Below are 18,704 nucleotides of genomic sequence, written 5' to 3' on the forward strand. Positions count from 1 at the left end.
TTTCATGACTTGCGTACGCTTGACTCGAGGAACACGGCGGCGTGTGCGTAACTCGACTGAAACGACGACGAACCGGCATGAAATGCCGGTATATTGGCGCAACGCGACCTCGATCGCTCGATTTGTGCATTGACTTCAATTTCTCGCATTTAAGCAGTTTCCCGGCAATTCGGACTGCTTCGATTGCTACACTCGACGCACTTTTTTCGAGCAGGAGGGTTCATGGAAACCGGACAACTGGTGTTCAGTAACTACGGCACGCTCGTATGTGCCACGTTGGTCTTGTTGCTGGGCCGCAAGCTGGTCGAGTGGATCGCACCGCTCCGTACGTACAGCATTCCCGAGCCGGTCGCTGCCGGCTTGCTGGTGGCGCTGGGCACGCTGGCGTTGCGTGAGATCGGGCACTTCGAGTTGAAGTTCGATACGTCGCTGCAAACGCCGCTGATGCTGGCTTTCTTTGCGACGATCGGTCTGTCGGCCAATCTGGCGAGCCTCAAGGCGGGGGGGCACCGTCTGGTGCTGTTCCTCGCCGTAGTGGCGGGCATGTTGATCATGCAGAACGCGATTGGTGTCGGTCTTGCCACGATGATGGGATTGGCGCCGGGCATCGGTATGCTGGGCGGGTCGATCACATTGGCTGGCGGGCATGGCACGGGCGCGGCGTGGGGACAGACGCTGACCTCGCGCTACGGCGTGCAATCGGCCCTTGAGATCGCGATGGCCTGCGCCACGTTCGGGCTGGTGCTGGGAGGCTTGCTGGGCGGGCCGGTAGCGCGTTATCTGGTGGGGCGCCTGGGCAATCAGGTGCCGGGTTTCGATGTCGCGAAGGATGCGGCGCCGGAAGGCTTCGAGCAACCGCATACGGTGCGCCTGATTACCGCGCAGGCGCTGATCGAGACGGTGGCGATGATTGCGATCTGTCTGTTGGGCGGCGAGGTCATTGCGCGCTGGCTCTCAGGGACGGCGTTCGAATTGCCGACATTCGTATGCGTGCTGTTTACCGGTGTCGTCGTGCGCAACCTGCTGTCGCTCGTGGGGTATGAAGTGTTCGAGCGCTCGCTGTCGGTGATGGGCAACGTGAGTCTGTCGCTGTTTCTGGCGATGGCGCTCATGACCCTGCGCCTGTGGGATCTCTCGACGCTGGCGTTACCGATGATCGTGATTCTCGTCGTGCAGGCGGTGGCGATGGCTTCGTATGCGATCTTCGTCACGTTTCGCGTGATGGGGCGCAACTACGATGCCGCGGTGCTGGCTGCGGGCCATTGCGGCTTCGGGCTGGGCGCGACGCCGACGGCCATCGCCAACATGCAGGCGGTGACCGAGCGCTTCGGTCCGTCGCACATCGCGTTCCTGATCGTGCCGATGGTGGGGGCGTTCTTCATCGACATCCTCAATGCGCTCATCATCAAGGGGTTCCTGTCGTTACCGCTGTTCTGATGGAAGGCGTGTGACATCGCCATGCCGATAAAAAATGCCACCCGATCGGGTGGCATTTTTTGTTGGTGCCGGCTGAGTCCGAATAGATCCGGGCCCGGTTCAAGGGGCCCGGCCGGACAACCTTACTTGGCGAGCTTCGCGCGCGCTGCCGCGATGGCGCGTTGCACCTGTGCCGGGGCCGTGCCGCCGATGTGGTTACGGCTGGCGACCGAGCCTTCGAGCGTGAGGTAGTCGAAGACGTCTTCACCGACCAGCGGCGAGAACTTCTGCAACTCGGCGAGCGACAGGTCGGCCAGATCGATGTCACGGTCCGAACAGATCTTCACGGCGTGAGCCACGATTTCGTGGGCGTCGCGGAACGGCAGACCCTTCTTGACGAGGTAGTCGGCCAGATCGGTGGCGGTCGAGAACCCTTGCAGCGCGGCGTTACGCATGTTGGCTTCGCGCACCTTGATGCCGGGCACCATGTCCGCGAAGATGCGCAGCGTGTCGATCACGGTGTCGACCGTGTCGAACAGCGGCTCCTTGTCTTCCTGATTGTCTTTGTTGTACGCGAGCGGCTGGCCCTTCATCAGCGTGAGCAGGCCGATGAGGTGGCCATTGACGCGGCCGGTCTTGCCACGCGCCAGCTCGGGCACGTCCGGGTTCTTCTTCTGCGGCATGATCGAGCTGCCGGTGCAGAAACGGTCGGCCAGATCGATGAAGCCCACGCGCGGGCTCATCCACAGCACCAGTTCTTCCGAGAAGCGCGACACATGCGTCATCACTAGCGCAGCGGCTGCCGTGAATTCGATGGCGAAGTCGCGATCCGACACGGCGTCGAGCGAGTTCGCGCAGACGTCTTCGAAGCCGAGCGTCGCGGCGACACGTTCGCGATCGATCGGATAGCTCGTGCCGGCCAGCGCGGCAGCGCCCAGCGGCAGGCGGTTCACACGACGGCGCACATCGAGCATGCGCTCGGCGTCTCGGCTGAACATTTCGAAGTAAGCCATCAGGTGATGGCCGAACGTCACCGGCTGTGCCACTTGCAGATGGGTAAAGCCCGGCAGGATCGTAGCGCTGTGCTGCTCCGCCAGATCCAGCAGCGCACGGCGCAGATCGCCGAGGTGATCGCCGATGCGGTCGATTTCGCTGCGCAGCCACAGGCGGATGTCGGTGGCGACCTGATCGTTACGCGAGCGGCCGGTGTGCAGGCGCTTGCCCGCGTCGCCGATGAGGGCGGTCAGGCGCGCTTCGATGTTCAGGTGAACGTCTTCGAGATCCAGTTGCCACTCGAACTCGCCGCGCTCGATCTCACCGCGGATCTGCGTCATGCCGCGCTGGATGTCGGCCAGATCCTGTGCGCTGATGATGCCTTGTGCCGAGAGCATGTCGGCATGGGCGAGCGAGCCTTCGATGTCGAACAGCGCGAGGCGCTTGTCGAAGAACACCGACGCCGTATAGCGCTTGACGAGTTCGGAAACGGGTTCGGAAAAACGGGCCGACCAGGCTTCGCCTTTCTTGTGGAGTTGGGAGGTCATTGTCGTAGCGTGGCTAATCGAGGCCCATCGGGGCAGATTGAAGCGAACCGCGGCAGAGCACGGCAAACCGTGATTATACAACCCCTGGCGGCGTCTCCCCGACACACCTCTCGCCGAGATCGGGCGCCCGGTCAGTTCGCCATCGACAGTGTCCAGATACGCGGCGGTGCCGACAGGCAAAGGCCCGAGGTCGCTTCGTCGAACGCCGCGCGTTGCAGCGCTTCGAGCTTCGCCGCCTTCGCAATGCGCTCGCGCGCCTGATGAATACGGGCCATGCGCGAGGGATCGTCGGGCAGCGCGCACAGGCGTCCGAGATCGTGCATGAGCGAGGTGCCAAGCCGGTCGAGCGCGGGGCGCAGACGCGTGGCCAGATCGACCGGTTCGCCCGGGGCGCGGCCTTCACGCGCCCAGCGGGCCAGCAGGGCGGTTTGCACCAGCTTGCCCGCCTCGATTTGCAGACGGAAGAAAGTTCGGGCCTGCGCGGACGTCAGGCCGAACTGGGCGGCCCGCTCTCCCACGCTGGCAAGCAACGCCTGTTCGCGTGGCGTGTCCTGAACCGGCTTGCCCGAGGTGTATTTGGTGCGCGCCACCGCTTCGCTGATGGCCAGACGCTCCAGAATGCCGTTCATCAGCGGGTCGAGCACCGGGTCGACGACGGCGCGTGGCTTGTCCGGCGTGCCGGGCGAGGCGGTCAGCGTTTGCGAAACCAGACGCACGGCCAGACCCCGCACGCCATGCGGTGCGGCGGCCGTGAGCGTATGCGCGGGAGAAACATCGGTGCCGGCATTGCGCGGCGGCATCGTGGATGCCGTGCCCGCCTGCGCGCCGATGGACGGCAGCGCAAGCGCCGTTGCGGCGATCAGCGTTGCCGCACGCCGTCCGACGCCGATGCGTGCCGTGCGCGGCGGGTACGTGGGTAGTGCGTTGGAATCGGAATGCATGATGGATGGGCCCCCCGGCAGCCATCGGGTCGAATCCGATGAAATATACCGTCCTATCGGTCGACTGTCGTTGGGGAGAATCCCAAGGATCTCGTAGGTCGTCAACTGGCCGGACGTCTCCGGTGCGCCGGCGTTCTGCGTCAGCCCCGCATTCTGCGGAGCTGACGCAGTGTCACGCTACGCGGGCATCAGCCCGTATTGCGCAGACCGGCCGCGATGCCGTTGATCGACAGATGGATGCCACGCCGTGCGCGCTCGTCCGATGCCCCCGCCCGATGCCGTTGCAACAACTCGACTTGCAAGTGGTTGAGCGGATCGAGGTAAGGGAAGCGGTTCTTGATCGAACGGGCGAGCAACGGGTTGTCTGCAAGGCGTTCCTCATGACCGGTGATGAGGGTGAGTGCCTGCGACGTGCTCTGCCACTCGCTCACGATGCGGTCGAAAACGCGCTTGCGCAGCTTCTCGTCCGCCACCAGTTCGGCATAACGCGATGCCACGCCCAGATCGGTCTTGGCGAGCACCATGTCCATGTTCGAGAGCAGGTTCGCGAAGAACGGCCAGCGCTTGACCATCTGACGCAGCGTATCGAGCCGCTTCTCGCGGCCCGCGTCGCCGGCCTTTGCGTCGCCGTCTAGATAAGCACTGACCGCGCTGCCAAAGCCATACCAACCGGTGATGAGCAGGCGGCACTGGCCCCACGAGAAGCCCCACGGAATGGCGCGAAGGTCTTCGATGCGGCGGTTTTTCGGGTCGGAGAACTTGCGCGATGCGGGGCGCGAACCGATGTTCAGCTCGGCGATTTCCGCAATCGGCGTCGCCGAGAAGAAATAGTCGGTGAAGCCCGGCGTCTCGTAGACAAGGTCGCGATAGGCTGCGAAGGCCGTGTCGGAGAGCGTCTGCATGACCTTCTCGTACGCGGCCAGATGCGGCGGCTGGTTGCGGCTCGGCAGCAGCGTGGCTTCGAGCGTGGCGGCCACGATCGTCTCGAGATTGCGCCGCCCGATCTCGGGGTTGGCGAACTTGCTTGCGATGATCTCGCCTTGTTCCGTGAGGCGAATCTGTCCCTTCACGGTACCGGGCGGTTGCGACAGGATGGCCTGATAGGTCGGGCCGCCGCCACGGCCTACCGTACCGCCCCGGCCGTGGAACAGGCGCAGGCGGATGCCTTTCTCGTCGAACAGGCGCACGAGTGCGAGTTCTGCCTTGTACAGTTCCCAGTTCGATGTGAGGAAGCCGCCGTCCTTGTTGCTGTCGGAATAGCCGAGCATGACTTCCTGCTCGCCGCCTTGCTGCGTCACCACACCGGACATGCCGGGGATGTCGAAGAACTCGCGCATGATGACAGGCGCATTGCGCAGGTCGGCGATCGTCTCGAATAGCGGAATGACCATCGCGCCGACTTTGGGCTCCACGGCCTTCGCGCTATCGCTGCCGAGCGCGCCCTGAAAGAGCCCCGTCTCCTTTTGCAGCAGCATGACTTCCACCAGATCGCTCACGGTTTCCGTATGCGAAATGATGTAGTTGCGTACCGCACGCGGGCCGAAACGGGCGCGGATGTCGCGTGCGGCGGCAAACACAGCCAGCTCGTCGCGGGTACGCTGCGAGTAGTCGAGATACGGCGAGAAGAGCGGACGCGGCTCGCGCAATTCGCGCAGAAGCAGGGCGAGCTTTTCGTCTTCGCCGAGCTTTGCGTAATTCGCTTCGACGCCCGCCTTGGCGAACAACTCGGCGATGACCGCTTCGTGAATATCCGAACTCTGACGCAGATCGATGCTCGCCAGGTGGAAGCCGAACACCTCTGCGGCGCGCACGAGCGGGCCGAGCCGCTGCGAGATCAGGGCGCCGCCATGATGCGCCATGAGCGACGCGACGACCGTGTTCAGGTCCGAGATGAATTCGCTGGCGTCGAGATACGGCCGGGCGTCGCCGACTGCACCGCGGTGCGGCACGTGGCCGACCCACTCGCGCGCTGTGGCGGCCAGACGCGCGTACACGCCGATGAGGGCGCGCCGATAGGGTTCGTCAGTGCGGTGCGGCGAGTCGTCGGGTGAGCGGCGGGCGAGTGTGAGCAAGGCGTCGCTTGCCCCGGCGAGCAGTTGCGAGACGGACAATTCCGCACCCAGCAAGTGCACCTCTTCGAGGTAGTGGGCAAAGATTTCGGTGGCCTGACGCGTGATCGCAAGTTGCAGCGTTTGTGCCGTGACGTTTGGATTGCCGTCGCGATCGCCGCCGATCCAACTGCCCATTTGCAGAAAGCGCCCGAGACCTTCTGCGCGCACGCTGGGTACGGCGTCGTGCAGCTCGGCGCTGACATCGTCGTACAACGCGGGAATTTCGGTGAGGAACGTGCTGCGGTAATACGACAGCGCGTTGTCGATTTCGTCGGCCACTGTCAGTCGCGAGCCGCGCAGCATACGGGTCTGCCACAGCGTGGTGACGTAGGCGCGCATCGATTCGGTGTTACGCGCCGACTCCCGTTCGGTAAGGGCGTCGTCGCGATGCGCCAGCAGGCGGGCGATTTCGCGCTCGGCATCGAGAATACTCTTGCGCTGCACTTCGGTCGGGTGGGCCGTGAGTACCGGCACGATGAGCGCGCTGGCGAAAAATGCCTGCAGCGTAGCGGGATCGGCACGGCCAGCGTCTTTCAGGCTTTGCAGGGCGGCGCTCAGGCTGCCCGGCTGTGCGCGGCTGCCCGCGAGGGCGTGTACGCGGCGGCGCCGGTTGTGGTGACGGTCTTCGGCAATATTGGCCAGATGCGAGAAATAGCTGAACGCGCGCACCACCTCAATGGCTTGCTCGTTGGTCAGGCCGCCCAGCAGTGTGTCGAGTGCGCGGGCGGCGCTGCGGTCACCTTCGCGGTGAAAGCGCACGGCGTTCTGGCGGATCGTCTCGACCAGATCGAAGGCGGCGCTGCCTTGCTGTTCGCGCAACACGTCGCCGAGCAGGCGGCCGAGGAAGCGTATGTCCTCGCGCAGCGGCGCGTCCTTGTCTTCGCGCGAGCGGCGAGTCTTGGACTTGGCCGGCACATCCGGCACCGTTTCGGAAATGGATGGGACCGCGGCTGCTGCTTTTGCGGGGGAAGTTTTGCCGACCGGCTTGGCGAGGCCCTCTTGCGGGGCTTTTACCTTTGCGCTGCTCTTCATGTCGCTCCTCTCGAGACCAGCCGTTGGGGCCGGTCAAGCGTGTTACCATTTTTTCTTTTGGTCTTCACGCGGTTGCTGAATGAACTTCGCTGCTCCTGAAACCCTGGTGATCGCTTCGCGCGAGAGCCGGCTCGCCATGTGGCAAGCCGAACACGTGCGTGACGCGCTGCACAAATTATATCCGCAGTGTCACGTGAGTATTCTCGGAATGACCACTCGGGGTGACCAGATTCTCGACCGATCGCTCGCGAAGGTCGGCGGCAAGGGGCTGTTCGTCAAGGAACTTGAGCTTGCGCTGGCCGACGGACGCGCCGATCTCGCCGTCCATTCGCTCAAGGACGTGCCGATGCAACTGCCCGACGGTTTCGCGCTGGCGGCGGTGCTCGAGCGCGAAGATCCGTGCGACGCCTTCGTGAGCAACGACTACGACAGCATAGATGCGCTGCCTGCCGGGGCGGTGGTCGGTACGTCGAGCCTGCGCCGTGAAGTGAGCCTGCGCACCCGGTATCCGCATCTGCAGGTCGCGCCATTGCGCGGCAATCTGGATACGCGTCTGGGCAAACTCGACCGGGGCGATTTCGCGGCCATCATTCTCGCGGCGGCCGGCCTTAAGCGACTGGGGCTTGGCGCGCGCATTCGTGCCACGATTCCGACAGAGGCCAGCTTGCCGGCGGCCGGGCAGGGCGCGCTGGGGATCGAAGTGCGTGCCGGACGTCCCGAAATCCTGCAATGGCTCGCACCGTTGCACGATGCCCGCACCACGCTGGCGGTCAGCGCGGAGCGCGCAGTCTCGCGGGCACTGGGTGGCTCGTGCCAGGTGCCGTTGGGGGCTTTTGCCGAATTCACCCCGCAAGGCGAATTGACGTTGCGCGCTTTCATTGCGTCGACCGATGGCGCCACGGTGCTTCGCTCGCAGGGGGCCGCCAGGGTCGCCCAGGGGGATGTGGCGGGGGCCGAAGCACTGGGGCAATGCGTGGCGCAGGCGTTGATCGACGCGGGCGGGCTGGCATTGGTGCCGCCGTCCGAGCCGAAGGACCCCCCCGTTTGAACCCGCGCGCGCCGGTTCTGCCACCCGCCGCCGGTATCTCGCCGGCGAGTGCCGCTGGCCGCGCTGCGGCCGGTTCGGCGACGCTGGCTGCGCCCTGCGCCATCCTGACGCGCCCCGATGGGCAGGCGGATTCGCTCGCCCAAGCGCTGCGCGCCGAAGGCATCGACACGCTCGGGTTCCCATTGTTGGACATTGCTGAGCAAGTCGACCCCAGCGCATTGATGGCACTCGATAGCGCGTTGGGCGCGCTATCGTCCTACGCGCTGGTGGTATTTGTCTCGCCCAACGCCGTCGCGCATGCGCTGGCGCGGCTGGTGCATCTTCAGTCTTGCGCTGGCGGTAATGCCGCCGGGGTAACCGATGCCGGTATCGACGCCAGCGAACGCTGGCCGGCGGCGTTGCCGGTCGCGGTGGTGGGGCCGGGCAGCGCACAGGCGTTGGCCGACGCGGGCATCGCGCCGCCGCGGCACAAGGTGATTGTTCCGCCTGGGGGACCGGCGGCGAGATTCGACTCGGAAGCCTTGCTTGAGCAACTCGAGCTGACGGCGCTTGCCGGACGCCGGGTGCTGCTCGTGCGGGGCGACGGAGGCCGCGAATTGCTGGCCGGCACGTTGCGCGCGAACGGCGCACAGGTCGACATCGTGAGCGCCTATACGCGTCGCGCACCCGCGCCGGACCCCGCCGCCTGGGCTGCGCTGGAAGCCCGGCTGGCCTCGCCCGCGCGTTGCGCCTGGGTGCTGACCAGCTCCGAGGCCGTGCGGCATCTGGCCACTTTGCTCGCTGCGCGCTACGGTACGCGCGATGGTCTTCATACGCCTGGCACCCCACAAGTGCTGGCACAAATCCTCGCCGCAGCGTGCTTTACGTCACATGCACGCATCGCAGATGCCGCGCGTGCTGCGGGGTTTGATAGGATTACGCAATGCGCGCCCGGCGACGAGAACCTGCTGGCGGCACTCAAAACATGGGCGGATCCCATTCAAGTCAAGCATGACGACAGATAATCGCGTTCCAGAGTCTTCCCAGAACCCGTCGGCGTCGACCGGCCCGGCGGCATCGAATTCCACTGCGACCGGCAGTGCCACTTACGGCACGGCGGGCGTCCCGCCTGCGTGGCAACCGCCTGAGCCGCCGCAAAAGCGCCGTGGCTCGGGGGCCGCGTTGCCGTGGCTGCTCTTCGTGCTCGTGTCGGCGGGGGCCGGCATCGGTGGCTGGTCGCTCAATCAGAAGCTCGACCGCGTGCAGCAAGAAATGGCGCGCCGCCAGCAGACGGGCGACGCGCAACTCATGCAGGCGCAGGTACGCACCGCACAGGCACTCGACAACCAACGCGATCTGCAAAACCGGCTCACGTCGCTCGAGAGTCGCGTTGCCGATTCGCGCAGCCAGCAGGCCGCGCTCGAACAGCTCTATCAGGACCTCGCACACAACCGCGACGAATGGGTGCTGGCGGAAACCGAGCAGATCGTCACGAGTGCCAATCAACAGTTGCAGCTCACCGGTAACGTGCGTGGCGCGCTGATTGCGCTGGAGGGCGCAGACGCCCGTCTGGCACGCACAGGCGCGCCGCAACTCGCAGGGGTGCGTGATGCGTTGAAGAAGGACATCGACCACCTGAAGGCCGTGCCTGCCGCCGATTTGCCGCAATTGACGGGCAAGCTCGATCAGGCCATCGCCATGATCGACACGCTGCCGTTGCAGGCCGAAGAGCAACGCGTCGAACCCAAGAAGGATGGGCGCGGTCCGAGCGGCGCCAGCGAGACGGGCTGGACCGCAACGTGGCACCGCCTGTCCGCCGAGATGCTGGGCAGCGTGAAGCAACTGGTGCAGGTGCGTCGTCTGGACGATCCGGACGTGATGCTGGTCGCGCCGGAGCAGGGCGCTTTCCTGCGCGCCAATCTCAAGTTGCGATTGCTCAATGCGCGTCTGGCGCTGCTGGCGCGCAACGCGTCGGCCGTGCATAGCGACGTGCAGGTCGCGCAAGCCGCGCTCGACAAGTACTTCGATGCGAAGTCACGCCGCATCGCTGCCGTGAAAACGTTGCTCGATCAGGTCGACTCGGGCTCGCGCACGATCGAACTGCCGACCCTTGACGCCAGCCTGACCGCCATCGGTCAGGTCAAGGACGTCAAGGACAAGCCGTAAGGAGCCGGGCATGCGAGGATTGATCTGGTTGACGCTCCTGTTCGCGGTGGCGGCCGGCTTTGCCGTGCTGGCCACGTTCAATCACGGGCAGGTGGTGATGCTGGTGCCGCCGTACCGTGTGGACGTGTCGCTGAACCTTTTCGTGCTGGCGCTGCTGGCTTTGTTCGTGGCGCTGTACGTCATCATTCGTATCTTGCGCAACATCTACAAGATGCCGGAGCGTGTGGCTGCTTACCGCAATCGCCAACGCAGCCGCCGCGCGAACATCGCGTTGCGCGATGCGGTGGCGAACCTCTTCGCGGGCCGCTATACACGTGCAGAGAAGGCGGCGCGAGAGGCCGCAGAGCAGGACGACAATCGCGGTGTAGCGGCGATCATCGGGGCGCGGGCGGCGCATCGCATGCGCGAATTTGCGCGTCGCGACGCATGGCTGGCCGAGGCGCAAGGGGCGAATCTGGAAGAGGCGCGCCTGTTGCAAACCGCAGAGTTGCGCGTCGATACCCGTGATGCGGAAGGCGCGCTCGAAGCGCTCACGGAGATGCGCGCGCAGGGCGCACGTCGCATGCAGGCACAGCTTGTCGCGTTACGGGCGCATCAGCATTTGAAGCATTGGCCCGAAGTGCTGAACTTGCTCAAGATGCTGGAGAAGCGCGAGGCGCTGCATCCGGCGCTGGCGGCCAAGCTCAAGCAGACGGCCAGCGAAGGCATTCTGCGCGATCACCGGCACGACGCCGACGCGCTGCTCAAGTGCTGGCATGAACTGCCGGCCGATACCCGCACGTCGGCGCGAATTGCCGACGTGGCTGCCGAATTGCTGATTTCGCTCGACCGTCCGCGCGAGGCGCGCGACATCGTGGAAGCGGCACTGGCCGAGCACTGGGACCCGCGTTTGCTGCGCCGGTATGCGGAATGTGCCGGTGGCGACGCACTGCCGCTCATCCAGAAGGCCGAGGCATGGCAGCAACGCCATCCGAACGATCCCGATCTGCTCTTCGCACTGGGCAGGCTGTGTCAGCATCAGCGTCTGTGGGGCAAGGCGCAGACGTTCCTCGAAGGGGCGCTGCGTCACACCGACGAGCGCTATTTGCAGCAACGTGTGCATTTGGCGCTCGCTCAACTCTTCGAAGGTCTTGGCCAGATGGATCAGGCCAACCGCCACTATCGGGCCTGCGCAACCGCGTAAGCCCCGCGAGACACCGATGGCATCCGCGCAACGCGGTGTCGTGCCATCGGTGTCAGTCACAGGCGCGCCCGAACGCGCTCCGGTGCTCACCCTCCCCCGTTTTTATCCGGTGTTGGCCCTGTGAGTCAGTCCAGCACGGCGGCTTTGTAGTTATCGAACGCTTCCACGAGCTTGGTACGGGCTTGGGCGGCGAGATCGTCGAAGTGGGCGTTCAGGCAGGTCGAATGCAGGTCGTGGAGCATCTCGACGCACTCGCCGCACGAGAACACCAGATGATCGAACTCGCCTTCCGTCGCGGCGATTTCGATGAGGTGTGCGAGCAGGGCGCGGGCATCTTGCGTTGGGATTTTCTCGGTTTCGTCGGCGATGACCGCTACGGTCGCGATCATGGGAACGCCGTACAGCCCCCGATCGGGATGCACCATCGCTCTGGCGATCGCCGTTTTGTCGACGGGGGCAACGGCGTTGAGGAGCGATTTCGTGAGTTCGCTCCACCCGTCTCGGGTACTCAGCTTGTTGGTCGCGGTGACGATCGCGCCGGCAGCCGTTCGCTGCTCGGGGACAGGCAACAGGCTGATGAATGTTGCCAGTGTCCCGAGCCGTTCGGCGTTGACCCCTGCCGTCGAGCGCAGGAGGCTGGCGAGCATGTCGCTCCATGCGCCTGAGCGGCGCTCTGCGGGCAGATCCGCAATCGCGTGAAGCCGATGAGCGATCAGGCGATCGATGCTCGTGTGCGTCGATGCGCCGGCGAGGAGCAGCGCTTCGTCGCGCGACCCGCTGTCGTGGGTGAGCAGCAGCGCTTTTGCGGCGTCTGCCGTGCGGGATTCGAAGCGCGTGATGAGCGATACCACGCGCTCGAACGCCACCGGCCAGGTATCGATGGCCTGTTCGACCTCCAGCCGCCTGACAAGCCCCTCGAGCAGGTAGCGGGCATCCAGGTACGGTCCCGTCTCCAATGCTGCGTCGACCGCGAGCGATTCCAGCGTGGCAAACCAGTCGGTTGTGAGCGTGTTGGTGTCGGACAAGGCGAGCAACGTCTTGCGCAGCACGGTATTCGAGATCGAGATGTCGGATCTGCGCCCGATCCCCGAGGTGGATGGCGACGGCTCCAACGCAGGGATCGCCGGCAAGGCCATGTGCCGCATGCGGCTTGCCTCCATGGCGGCAAGGCTCTCGTCGCTGAAGGCTGCGCCGAAAGGTCGCTTGGCCGTGAGCGGCAGCAAGGCATACGACCGCGTTGTCGGATCCGATCCCTCGGGGTTCTCGAAAGTGAGGAAGGTCGCGCCGGGATCTTGGAGGAGACCGGAAAACTCGTCACGCATCGCAGGCCACGACAAGCCGGTCGCGGTTGCCGTGTCGGCGCCGTCGTGCGTTGTTGATGCGTAGCTCGGCGGACTGAAGGCGAATTGAGTGGCCCGCCAGAAGTCGGCGAGAAGGGCGGCGCGCGACGACCCTGCGGTGGCAGTTCCCGGCACGGTGCTCGTCGCGGCGGTCGTGGCAGTGGTCGTGTCCGTTGTCGCGGTAAGCGGCGCGGTCGTACTGGGCGGGATAGACGGGAACAATACGGACTCCTGATGTGATGATGGGAGTCCATACTGTGCCGTAGTGCCGGGTGCAGCATTTTGCGGCGCGTGCCCGGGCTTTGCAGAACCGCGCAGGGAGCGCGCGGTCATCGTTGACCTGTTACTCGATGGCCGTCGCCTCGTTTCCCGAACTTTGACGCAGCGGCAATTCCGGCAGCCGGGCGAGTGCGACGATGGCGAGCGCCGCGATCAGCGCGCTACCGGCAAAAAACGCTCCGAAGGCGAGCCGCAGGCGATCCTCCATCCCGGCGGGTGCGCCGCCGGGGCGCAAGAAATCGGTAAGCTCGCGCGGCGCGCTGCCGTGGTCGCCCGAGACCAGCAGGCCCACGATGAGTGCGCCGAACATTGCCACGCCGATCATGCCGCCCAGCGCCCGGAAGAACGCATGCGCGGCGGTTGCGATGCCGATGTCGCGCGGTGGGACGGCATTTTGCGTGGCCACGGTCATGACGGGCATGGCCGAGCCGAAGCCAATCCCGACGAGCCCGAGGCACAGCCCGATCGCCGCGAGCGGCAGCGACTGCACCCCCATCGCCATCGCGGCGAGCCCGAGAAATGCCACTGGCAGACCGATCTGCGGCGGACGTTTGTAATGTCCCGTCGTGCGCATGTAATGCCCCGAGCCGAGCGCGCCGACCACGATACCCAGCAGCGGCAGGATCAGCATCAGGCCGGAGCTGCTGGCCGATTCGCCACGCTGCAACTGGAGATAGAGCGGCACGTAGATCCCGATGCTGATGTTGACCATCATCACCAGCACCGCCATCGTCGACGTCATTCGGAACACCGGGTTGGCGAGCAACGCGAGCGGCAGCAACGGTTCGCGCACGGCGCGTTGATGACGCAGGAAGACCGCACCGACGAGCACGGCCGCAGCGAACAGACCGCCGATTTCCTTCGAGAGCCAGGCATAGCGGTGGCCGCCCCACGTGAGCGCGAGCAGCAGACAAACGGTGGCGGCGATAAGCAGCAGCGATCCGAGATAATCGATGCTCGGCTTGCCTTCGCGGCGCGGCAGATGGCGCAGGGCGCGGTCGCTCAGGTAGATGGCGAGCACGCCGAGCGGGAGGTTGATCCAGAAGATGAGCGTCCAGTTCAGGTACTGGGCGAACACACCGCCGGTGACGGGGCCGGCCACACCGGAGACAGCGAACATGCCGGAGATATACCCCTGATACCGGCCGCGCTCACGCGGCGAGACGATATCCGCGATCACGGTGTTGGACAGCGCAATGAGGCCGCCGCCGCCCAAGCCCTGCACACCGCGCGCGAGTATCAGCACGAGCATGCTCGGCGCCAGTGCGCACAACACCGATCCCACAAGGAAGACCGCTACGCTCGCGGCGATGACGACGCGCCGTCCGAGCAGGTCGGAGAGTTTGCCGACGATGGGCGTAATGGCCGTGGACGAGAGCAGATACGCGGTGACGACCCATGAAACGGCGTCGAAGCTGCCGAGGTCGCGGGCGATGGTCGGCAGGGCCGGCGCGACGATGGTCTGGTCGAGCGAGCCGAGAAACATGGTGAGCAGCAGGCCGGAGAGGATCGACTTGACCTCTGATGGCGTGAGCGAGACGCCGGCCGGCGTCGTCTGAGAGTCGTTGGCGGGCATGCGGATCTTCGGGGGGCAAAAAATCAGGCCGTCCCGGCGGGGACGGCCTCACGCATGTTACTCCCAAGGGGGGTGACCGGGCCAGCAACCCTGTGGCGTCTTGGTCTTGCGTGCCCGGACGACGTTTCGTCAGTCGATCTGCGTAGCCGCTACTTGTTCACGAGCCGCGCGGGCACGCATAGCGTGAGCAGTCCGCCCAGAATCATGAATACCGTGAGCAGGAACATGCCGCTGTTGGTGCTCTGGGTGGCGTCTTTGAGAAACCCGATCAGGTACGGGCCCACGAAGCCGGCCAGATTGCCCAGCGAGTTGATCATCGCGATGCCTGCGGCGGCAGCGGTGCCGCCGAGAAACGCGGTGGGCAGACTCCAGAACAGCGGCAGCACGATCATGATGCCCATCGTGGCCAGCGTCAGCGCGAACATGGCGAGCTGGGTGTTGTGGCTCCAGACCGTCGACAGGAAGAGACCGATCGCGCCGACGAATGCCGGGATCGCGATGTGCCAGCGACGCTCGCTTCGCAGATCGGAGCGACGCCCGACCACGACCATCGCGATTACCGCGAAGAAGTACGGAATCGCCGTGAGCAGGCCGATCTGTAACGGATCGGTTACGCCGGTAGTCTTGACGATCGTCGGCAGCCAGAAGCCCACGCCGTACAGACCGATCACGAACGAGAAGTAGATGAGGCTCATCATCCACACGCGCGGGCTGGAGAACACCTGACGCAGCGGCAAATCCTCCTTGGTCTGCACGTCGCTGGCGATATTGCGCTCGAGCATCGACTTCTCGTCGTCGTCGAGCCATTTGGCATCGCGGATGCGGTTGTCGAGCACGAACAGCACGGCAATGCCGATCACGACCGAGGGAACCGCTTCGATCAGGAACATCCACTGCCAGCCAGCAAGGCCGGAGACACCGCTCATGTCTTTGAGAATCCAGCCGGAGAGGGGGCCGCCGATCAGCCCGGAGAGTGCCACGGCCGTCATGAACAACGCGGTCATGCGGCCGCGCCGCGCGGCCGGGTACCAATACGTGATGTACAGAATGATGCCGGGGAAGAAGCCTGCCTCGGCCACCCCGAGCAGGAATCGCATGACGTAGAACATCGTGGGTGTCGTGACGAACATGGTCGCGCCCGAGATGATGCCCCACGAAATCATGATCCGCGCGATCCACACGCGCGCGCCCACGCGGTGCAGGATCACGTTGCTCGGCACTTCGAAGATGAAATAGCCGATGAAGAAGATGCCCGCGCCGAGACCGAACACCGTTTCGGAGAAATTCAGGTCGCCGACCATCTGCAACTTGGCAAAGCCTACGTTCACGCGGTCGAGGTACGCGACCACGTAGCACAGCAGCAAAAACGGAATCAGCCGCCAGCCGACCTTGCGATAAGTGGCCGCTTCAAAGTCTGCCAACGGGGTGTTGGCCGTGGACGTCGGGGGCGTCGGAACGCTGTTCATACGGAATCTCCTCCGGTTTGACGTTGTGTTGTCTGTCGTTATGGTGTGAGTGCGACAACTACGGGGACTGCCGAGTGCAAAAAACAGTGGGTCGCTCAGATGCAACGTCCGCCGTCGACCTCCAGGCAGACGCCTGTGATGAAGGCAGCATCGTCGCTGGCGAGATAGAGGCAGGCGTTGGCAACGTCCTGCGGTGTGGAGAAACGGCCGAGCGGAATCCCGGCGAGGAATTTGGCGCGGTTCTCGGGGGTATTGGGCACGCCCATGAATTCGGCGGTCAGCCCGGTGTCGCCGATGACCGGATTGACGCAGTTCACGCGAATGTTGTTCGGGCCGAACTCGGCGGCCATGGCCTTGCTCGCCGTGATGACAGCACCTTTGCTGCCGTTGTACCAGACGAGTCCGGGGCGCGGGCGCACGCCTGCCGTCGACGCGATGTTGATCATCACGCCGCCGCCGCGTTGCAGAAAGTACGGGATGACTGCGCGTGCGCTCCAGAAGATGCCTTTGACGTTCACGGCATAGACGCGGTCGAACTCGGCCTCCGTGACTTCGAGCAGCGGCTTGTTCCGATGTGTGGTGCCCGCGTTGTTGACCACGATGTCGAGATGACCGAAGCGCGTGACGGCCTCGTCGAGCAGGGTGACGTGATCGTCTTCGAGCGATACGTCGCCGTACACGAACGCAGCGCGCCCGCCCGCTTCGGTGATTTCACCGGCCACACGCTCGCCGGCTTCACGATTCAGATCGCCCACGATGACCGCAGCGCCTTCACGCGCAAACGTCTTGGCGATGCCTTCGCCGAAGCCGGAGCCGGCGCCCGTCACGATGGCCACTTTCTCTTGCAAACGCATGTCTTGTCTCCTGAGTTGCCGTGTTGTGGCGAAGTGCGAGACCGATGACGGGCCGCGTTTCGCTGTAATCTCAGTCAGCCTGGGGGCTGCGGGTGTTGCGGCGTCTTCGTTGTTCAACCGTGCCTGATCGCGACCGTCTTGAGCGTGGTGAACCCATAAAGCGCTTCGAAGCCTTTTTCGCGCCCGTGACCGGAGTGGCGGATGCCGCCAAAGGGCAACTCCACCCCACCGCCGGCACCGTAGTTGTTGATGAAGACCTGCCCCGCGCGGATGGCGCGCGCCATGCGCATCTGACGTCCGCCGTCGCGCGTCCACACCCCGGCCGCGAGACCGTACAGCGTGCCGTTGGCCAGACGCACGGCGTCGGCCTCGTCGGTGAACGGCATCGCCGCGAGCACCGGACCGAACACTTCCTCGCGGGCGAGACGATGCGTGGCGGGCACGTCGCGCAGGAGCGTGGGCGCCTGATAGAACCCGGCCTGCGGCGCACTGCCGACGACTTCGCCCTGCGACATCACGGCAATGCCGTCGTGCTGCGCTTCGGAAAGGAAGTCCCACACGCGTTGCTGCTGACGGGCGTTGATCAGCGGGCCGAGATCGAGATCGTCGTGCGACGGTCCCACGCGCAGGCGCGCGAACGCCTCGGCGAGATGCGCGAGCACGGTCTCGTAGGCGTCGCGCTCGATCAGCACACGGCTGCCGGCCGAACACGTTTGTCCGGCGTTCTGCACGATCGCATTGACGACGACCGGCAGCACGGCCTCCATATCCGCATCGGCAAAGACGATCTGGGGCGACTTGCCGCCAAGTTCCAGCGTGACCGGCGTGTGGTTTTCGGCGGCCATCTGCGAGATCAGGGTGCCTGTCGCGGGCGAGCCGGTAAACGAGATGTGATCGATGCCCGGATGCCGCGCCAGCGCCGCACCGGCTTCCGCGCCGTATCCCGTGACGATATTGAGCGCCCCGGGAGGCAGCCCCGCTTCCAGCGACAACTCGGCAACGCGCAGCAGCGACAGGCAGGCGTCTTCGGCCGGTTTGACAACGCACGCGTTGCCGGTCGCCAGCGCGGCCGCCACGCTGCGTCCGAAGATTTGCAGCGGGTAGTTCCACGGAATGATGTGACCGGTCACGCCGTGCGGTTCGCGCAAGGTGAACACGGTGAAGCCCTGCTGATAGGGGATGGTCTCGCCATGCAACTTGTCGGCCGCGCCCGCATAGAACTCGAAGTAGCGCACGATCGCCGCCGCGTCGGCGCGCGCCTGCTTGAGTGGTTTGCCGGTGTCGCGCGCTTCGAGTTGCGCCAGTTCTTCGTGATGACGGGCGAGCGTATTGGCCAGCGCGTACAACAAGCGGCCGCGCTCGGCGGCGGCGGTGCGGCCCCAGTCGCCATCGAAGGCGGCGCGTGCGGCCTGCACGGCGCGGTCGATGTCTTCGGCATCGCCTCGGGCGATTTCGGCAAAGGGCTGTCCGTCGGACGGATCGATAACGGGAATGACGAGGGCTGCGGGCGTGGCAGAAATGCCGGGACGCTTCGCGCAAGCGACCCATTGATTGCCGATGAAGTGTGTAGCGTCGGGCATGTCGACTTCACCTCGTGAAGGGGGGTGGCAGTCATTATCACTTAACTCACGAGTGCGTTGACTGTCGTATCGGGTGCATCCGCATAAACACCTAAAATGATTGCATTGCAATTAAAGATATTTTATTGCAATTTTTTATCGCCTATCCTTGATCGAAATGAATCGCCAGACGTGCGTCTGGTGTGGCACTAC

Annotated in this window: 13 protein-coding genes; 5 read left to right on the forward strand and 8 right to left on the reverse strand. The window is 64.8% G+C overall.

Annotated features, from left to right (window positions below; all coding sequences use genetic code 11):
- The first annotated feature begins 222 nt into the window (after positions 1–222).
- Positions 223–1,437, forward strand: coding sequence for a sodium/glutamate symporter (gene gltS, locus PCO31110_RS23150; RefSeq protein ID WP_150691510.1), 1,215 nt, complete (start codon positions 223–225; stop codon positions 1,435–1,437).
- Positions 1,438–1,559: 122 nt separating this feature from the next.
- On the opposite strand, the gene argH is transcribed toward gltS, so the two are convergent.
- The 3 genes from argH to ppc all read right to left on the reverse strand — a co-directional run bounded on the left by argH (position 1,560) and on the right by ppc (position 7,041).
- Positions 1,560–2,957, reverse strand: a complete 1,398-nt coding sequence (gene argH, locus PCO31110_RS23155; protein ID WP_010805458.1) for an argininosuccinate lyase — start codon at positions 2,955–2,957, stop codon at positions 1,560–1,562.
- Between the two features lie 131 nt (positions 2,958–3,088).
- Complete coding sequence (gene aroQ, locus PCO31110_RS23160) at positions 3,089–3,898, reverse strand: gamma subclass chorismate mutase AroQ (protein WP_150691511.1); 810 nt, start codon at positions 3,896–3,898, stop codon at positions 3,089–3,091.
- 188 nt (positions 3,899–4,086) lie between these two features.
- A complete protein-coding gene (ppc, locus tag PCO31110_RS23165; RefSeq protein ID WP_010805456.1) occupies positions 4,087–7,041 on the reverse strand; it encodes a phosphoenolpyruvate carboxylase in 2,955 nt (984 codons plus the stop codon).
- A 79-nt stretch (positions 7,042–7,120) separates the two neighbouring features.
- On the opposite strand from ppc, the gene hemC reads away from it, so the two are divergent.
- Genes hemC through PCO31110_RS23185 form a run of 4 tightly spaced genes read left to right on the forward strand, consistent with a single transcriptional unit; the run spans position 7,121 to position 11,417 of the window.
- Positions 7,121–8,089, forward strand: coding sequence for a hydroxymethylbilane synthase (hemC, locus tag PCO31110_RS23170; protein WP_150691512.1), 969 nt, complete (start codon positions 7,121–7,123; stop codon positions 8,087–8,089).
- Entirely contained in the window at positions 8,086–9,093 is a 1,008-nt protein-coding gene (locus tag PCO31110_RS23175) for a uroporphyrinogen-III synthase (protein ID WP_174979731.1), read from the forward strand. Before hemC ends, PCO31110_RS23175 begins: the two co-directional genes overlap by 4 nt.
- Positions 9,080–10,234 (forward strand): uroporphyrinogen-III C-methyltransferase, encoded by a 1,155-nt coding sequence (locus tag PCO31110_RS23180; RefSeq protein ID WP_010805453.1) that lies wholly within the window; start codon positions 9,080–9,082, stop codon positions 10,232–10,234. Before PCO31110_RS23175 ends, PCO31110_RS23180 begins: the two co-directional genes overlap by 14 nt.
- A gap of 10 nt (positions 10,235–10,244) precedes the next feature.
- Complete coding sequence (locus tag PCO31110_RS23185) at positions 10,245–11,417, forward strand: heme biosynthesis protein HemY (protein ID WP_010805452.1); 1,173 nt, start codon at positions 10,245–10,247, stop codon at positions 11,415–11,417.
- A gap of 125 nt (positions 11,418–11,542) precedes the next feature.
- On the opposite strand, the gene PCO31110_RS23190 is transcribed toward PCO31110_RS23185, so the two are convergent.
- The 5 genes from PCO31110_RS23190 to PCO31110_RS23210 form a co-directional block, all read right to left on the reverse strand.
- Entirely contained in the window at positions 11,543–12,979 is a 1,437-nt protein-coding gene (locus PCO31110_RS23190; RefSeq protein WP_150691515.1) for a cupin domain-containing protein, read from the reverse strand.
- Positions 12,980–13,100: 121 nt separating this feature from the next.
- The gene (locus PCO31110_RS23195) at positions 13,101–14,612 is read right to left on the reverse strand and encodes an MDR family MFS transporter (protein WP_150691516.1); all 1,512 of its coding nucleotides are present in this window, start codon (positions 14,610–14,612) and stop codon (positions 13,101–13,103) included.
- 149 nt (positions 14,613–14,761) lie between these two features.
- A complete protein-coding gene (locus PCO31110_RS23200) occupies positions 14,762–16,078 on the reverse strand; it encodes an MFS transporter (RefSeq protein WP_150691517.1) in 1,317 nt (438 codons plus the stop codon).
- A gap of 95 nt (positions 16,079–16,173) precedes the next feature.
- Complete coding sequence (locus PCO31110_RS23205) at positions 16,174–16,932, reverse strand: SDR family oxidoreductase (protein WP_010805448.1); 759 nt, start codon at positions 16,930–16,932, stop codon at positions 16,174–16,176.
- A 113-nt stretch (positions 16,933–17,045) separates the two neighbouring features.
- Positions 17,046–18,512 carry an aldehyde dehydrogenase family protein gene (locus tag PCO31110_RS23210; RefSeq protein ID WP_010805447.1) on the reverse strand — a complete coding sequence of 489 codons (1,467 nt, stop codon included), beginning with the start codon at positions 18,510–18,512 and terminating at the stop codon, positions 17,046–17,048.
- Between the last annotated feature and the right edge of the window lie 192 nt (positions 18,513–18,704).

Source organism: Pandoraea communis (assembly GCF_902459745.1).
In the GTDB taxonomy this organism is placed as follows: domain Bacteria; phylum Pseudomonadota; class Gammaproteobacteria; order Burkholderiales; family Burkholderiaceae; genus Pandoraea; species Pandoraea communis.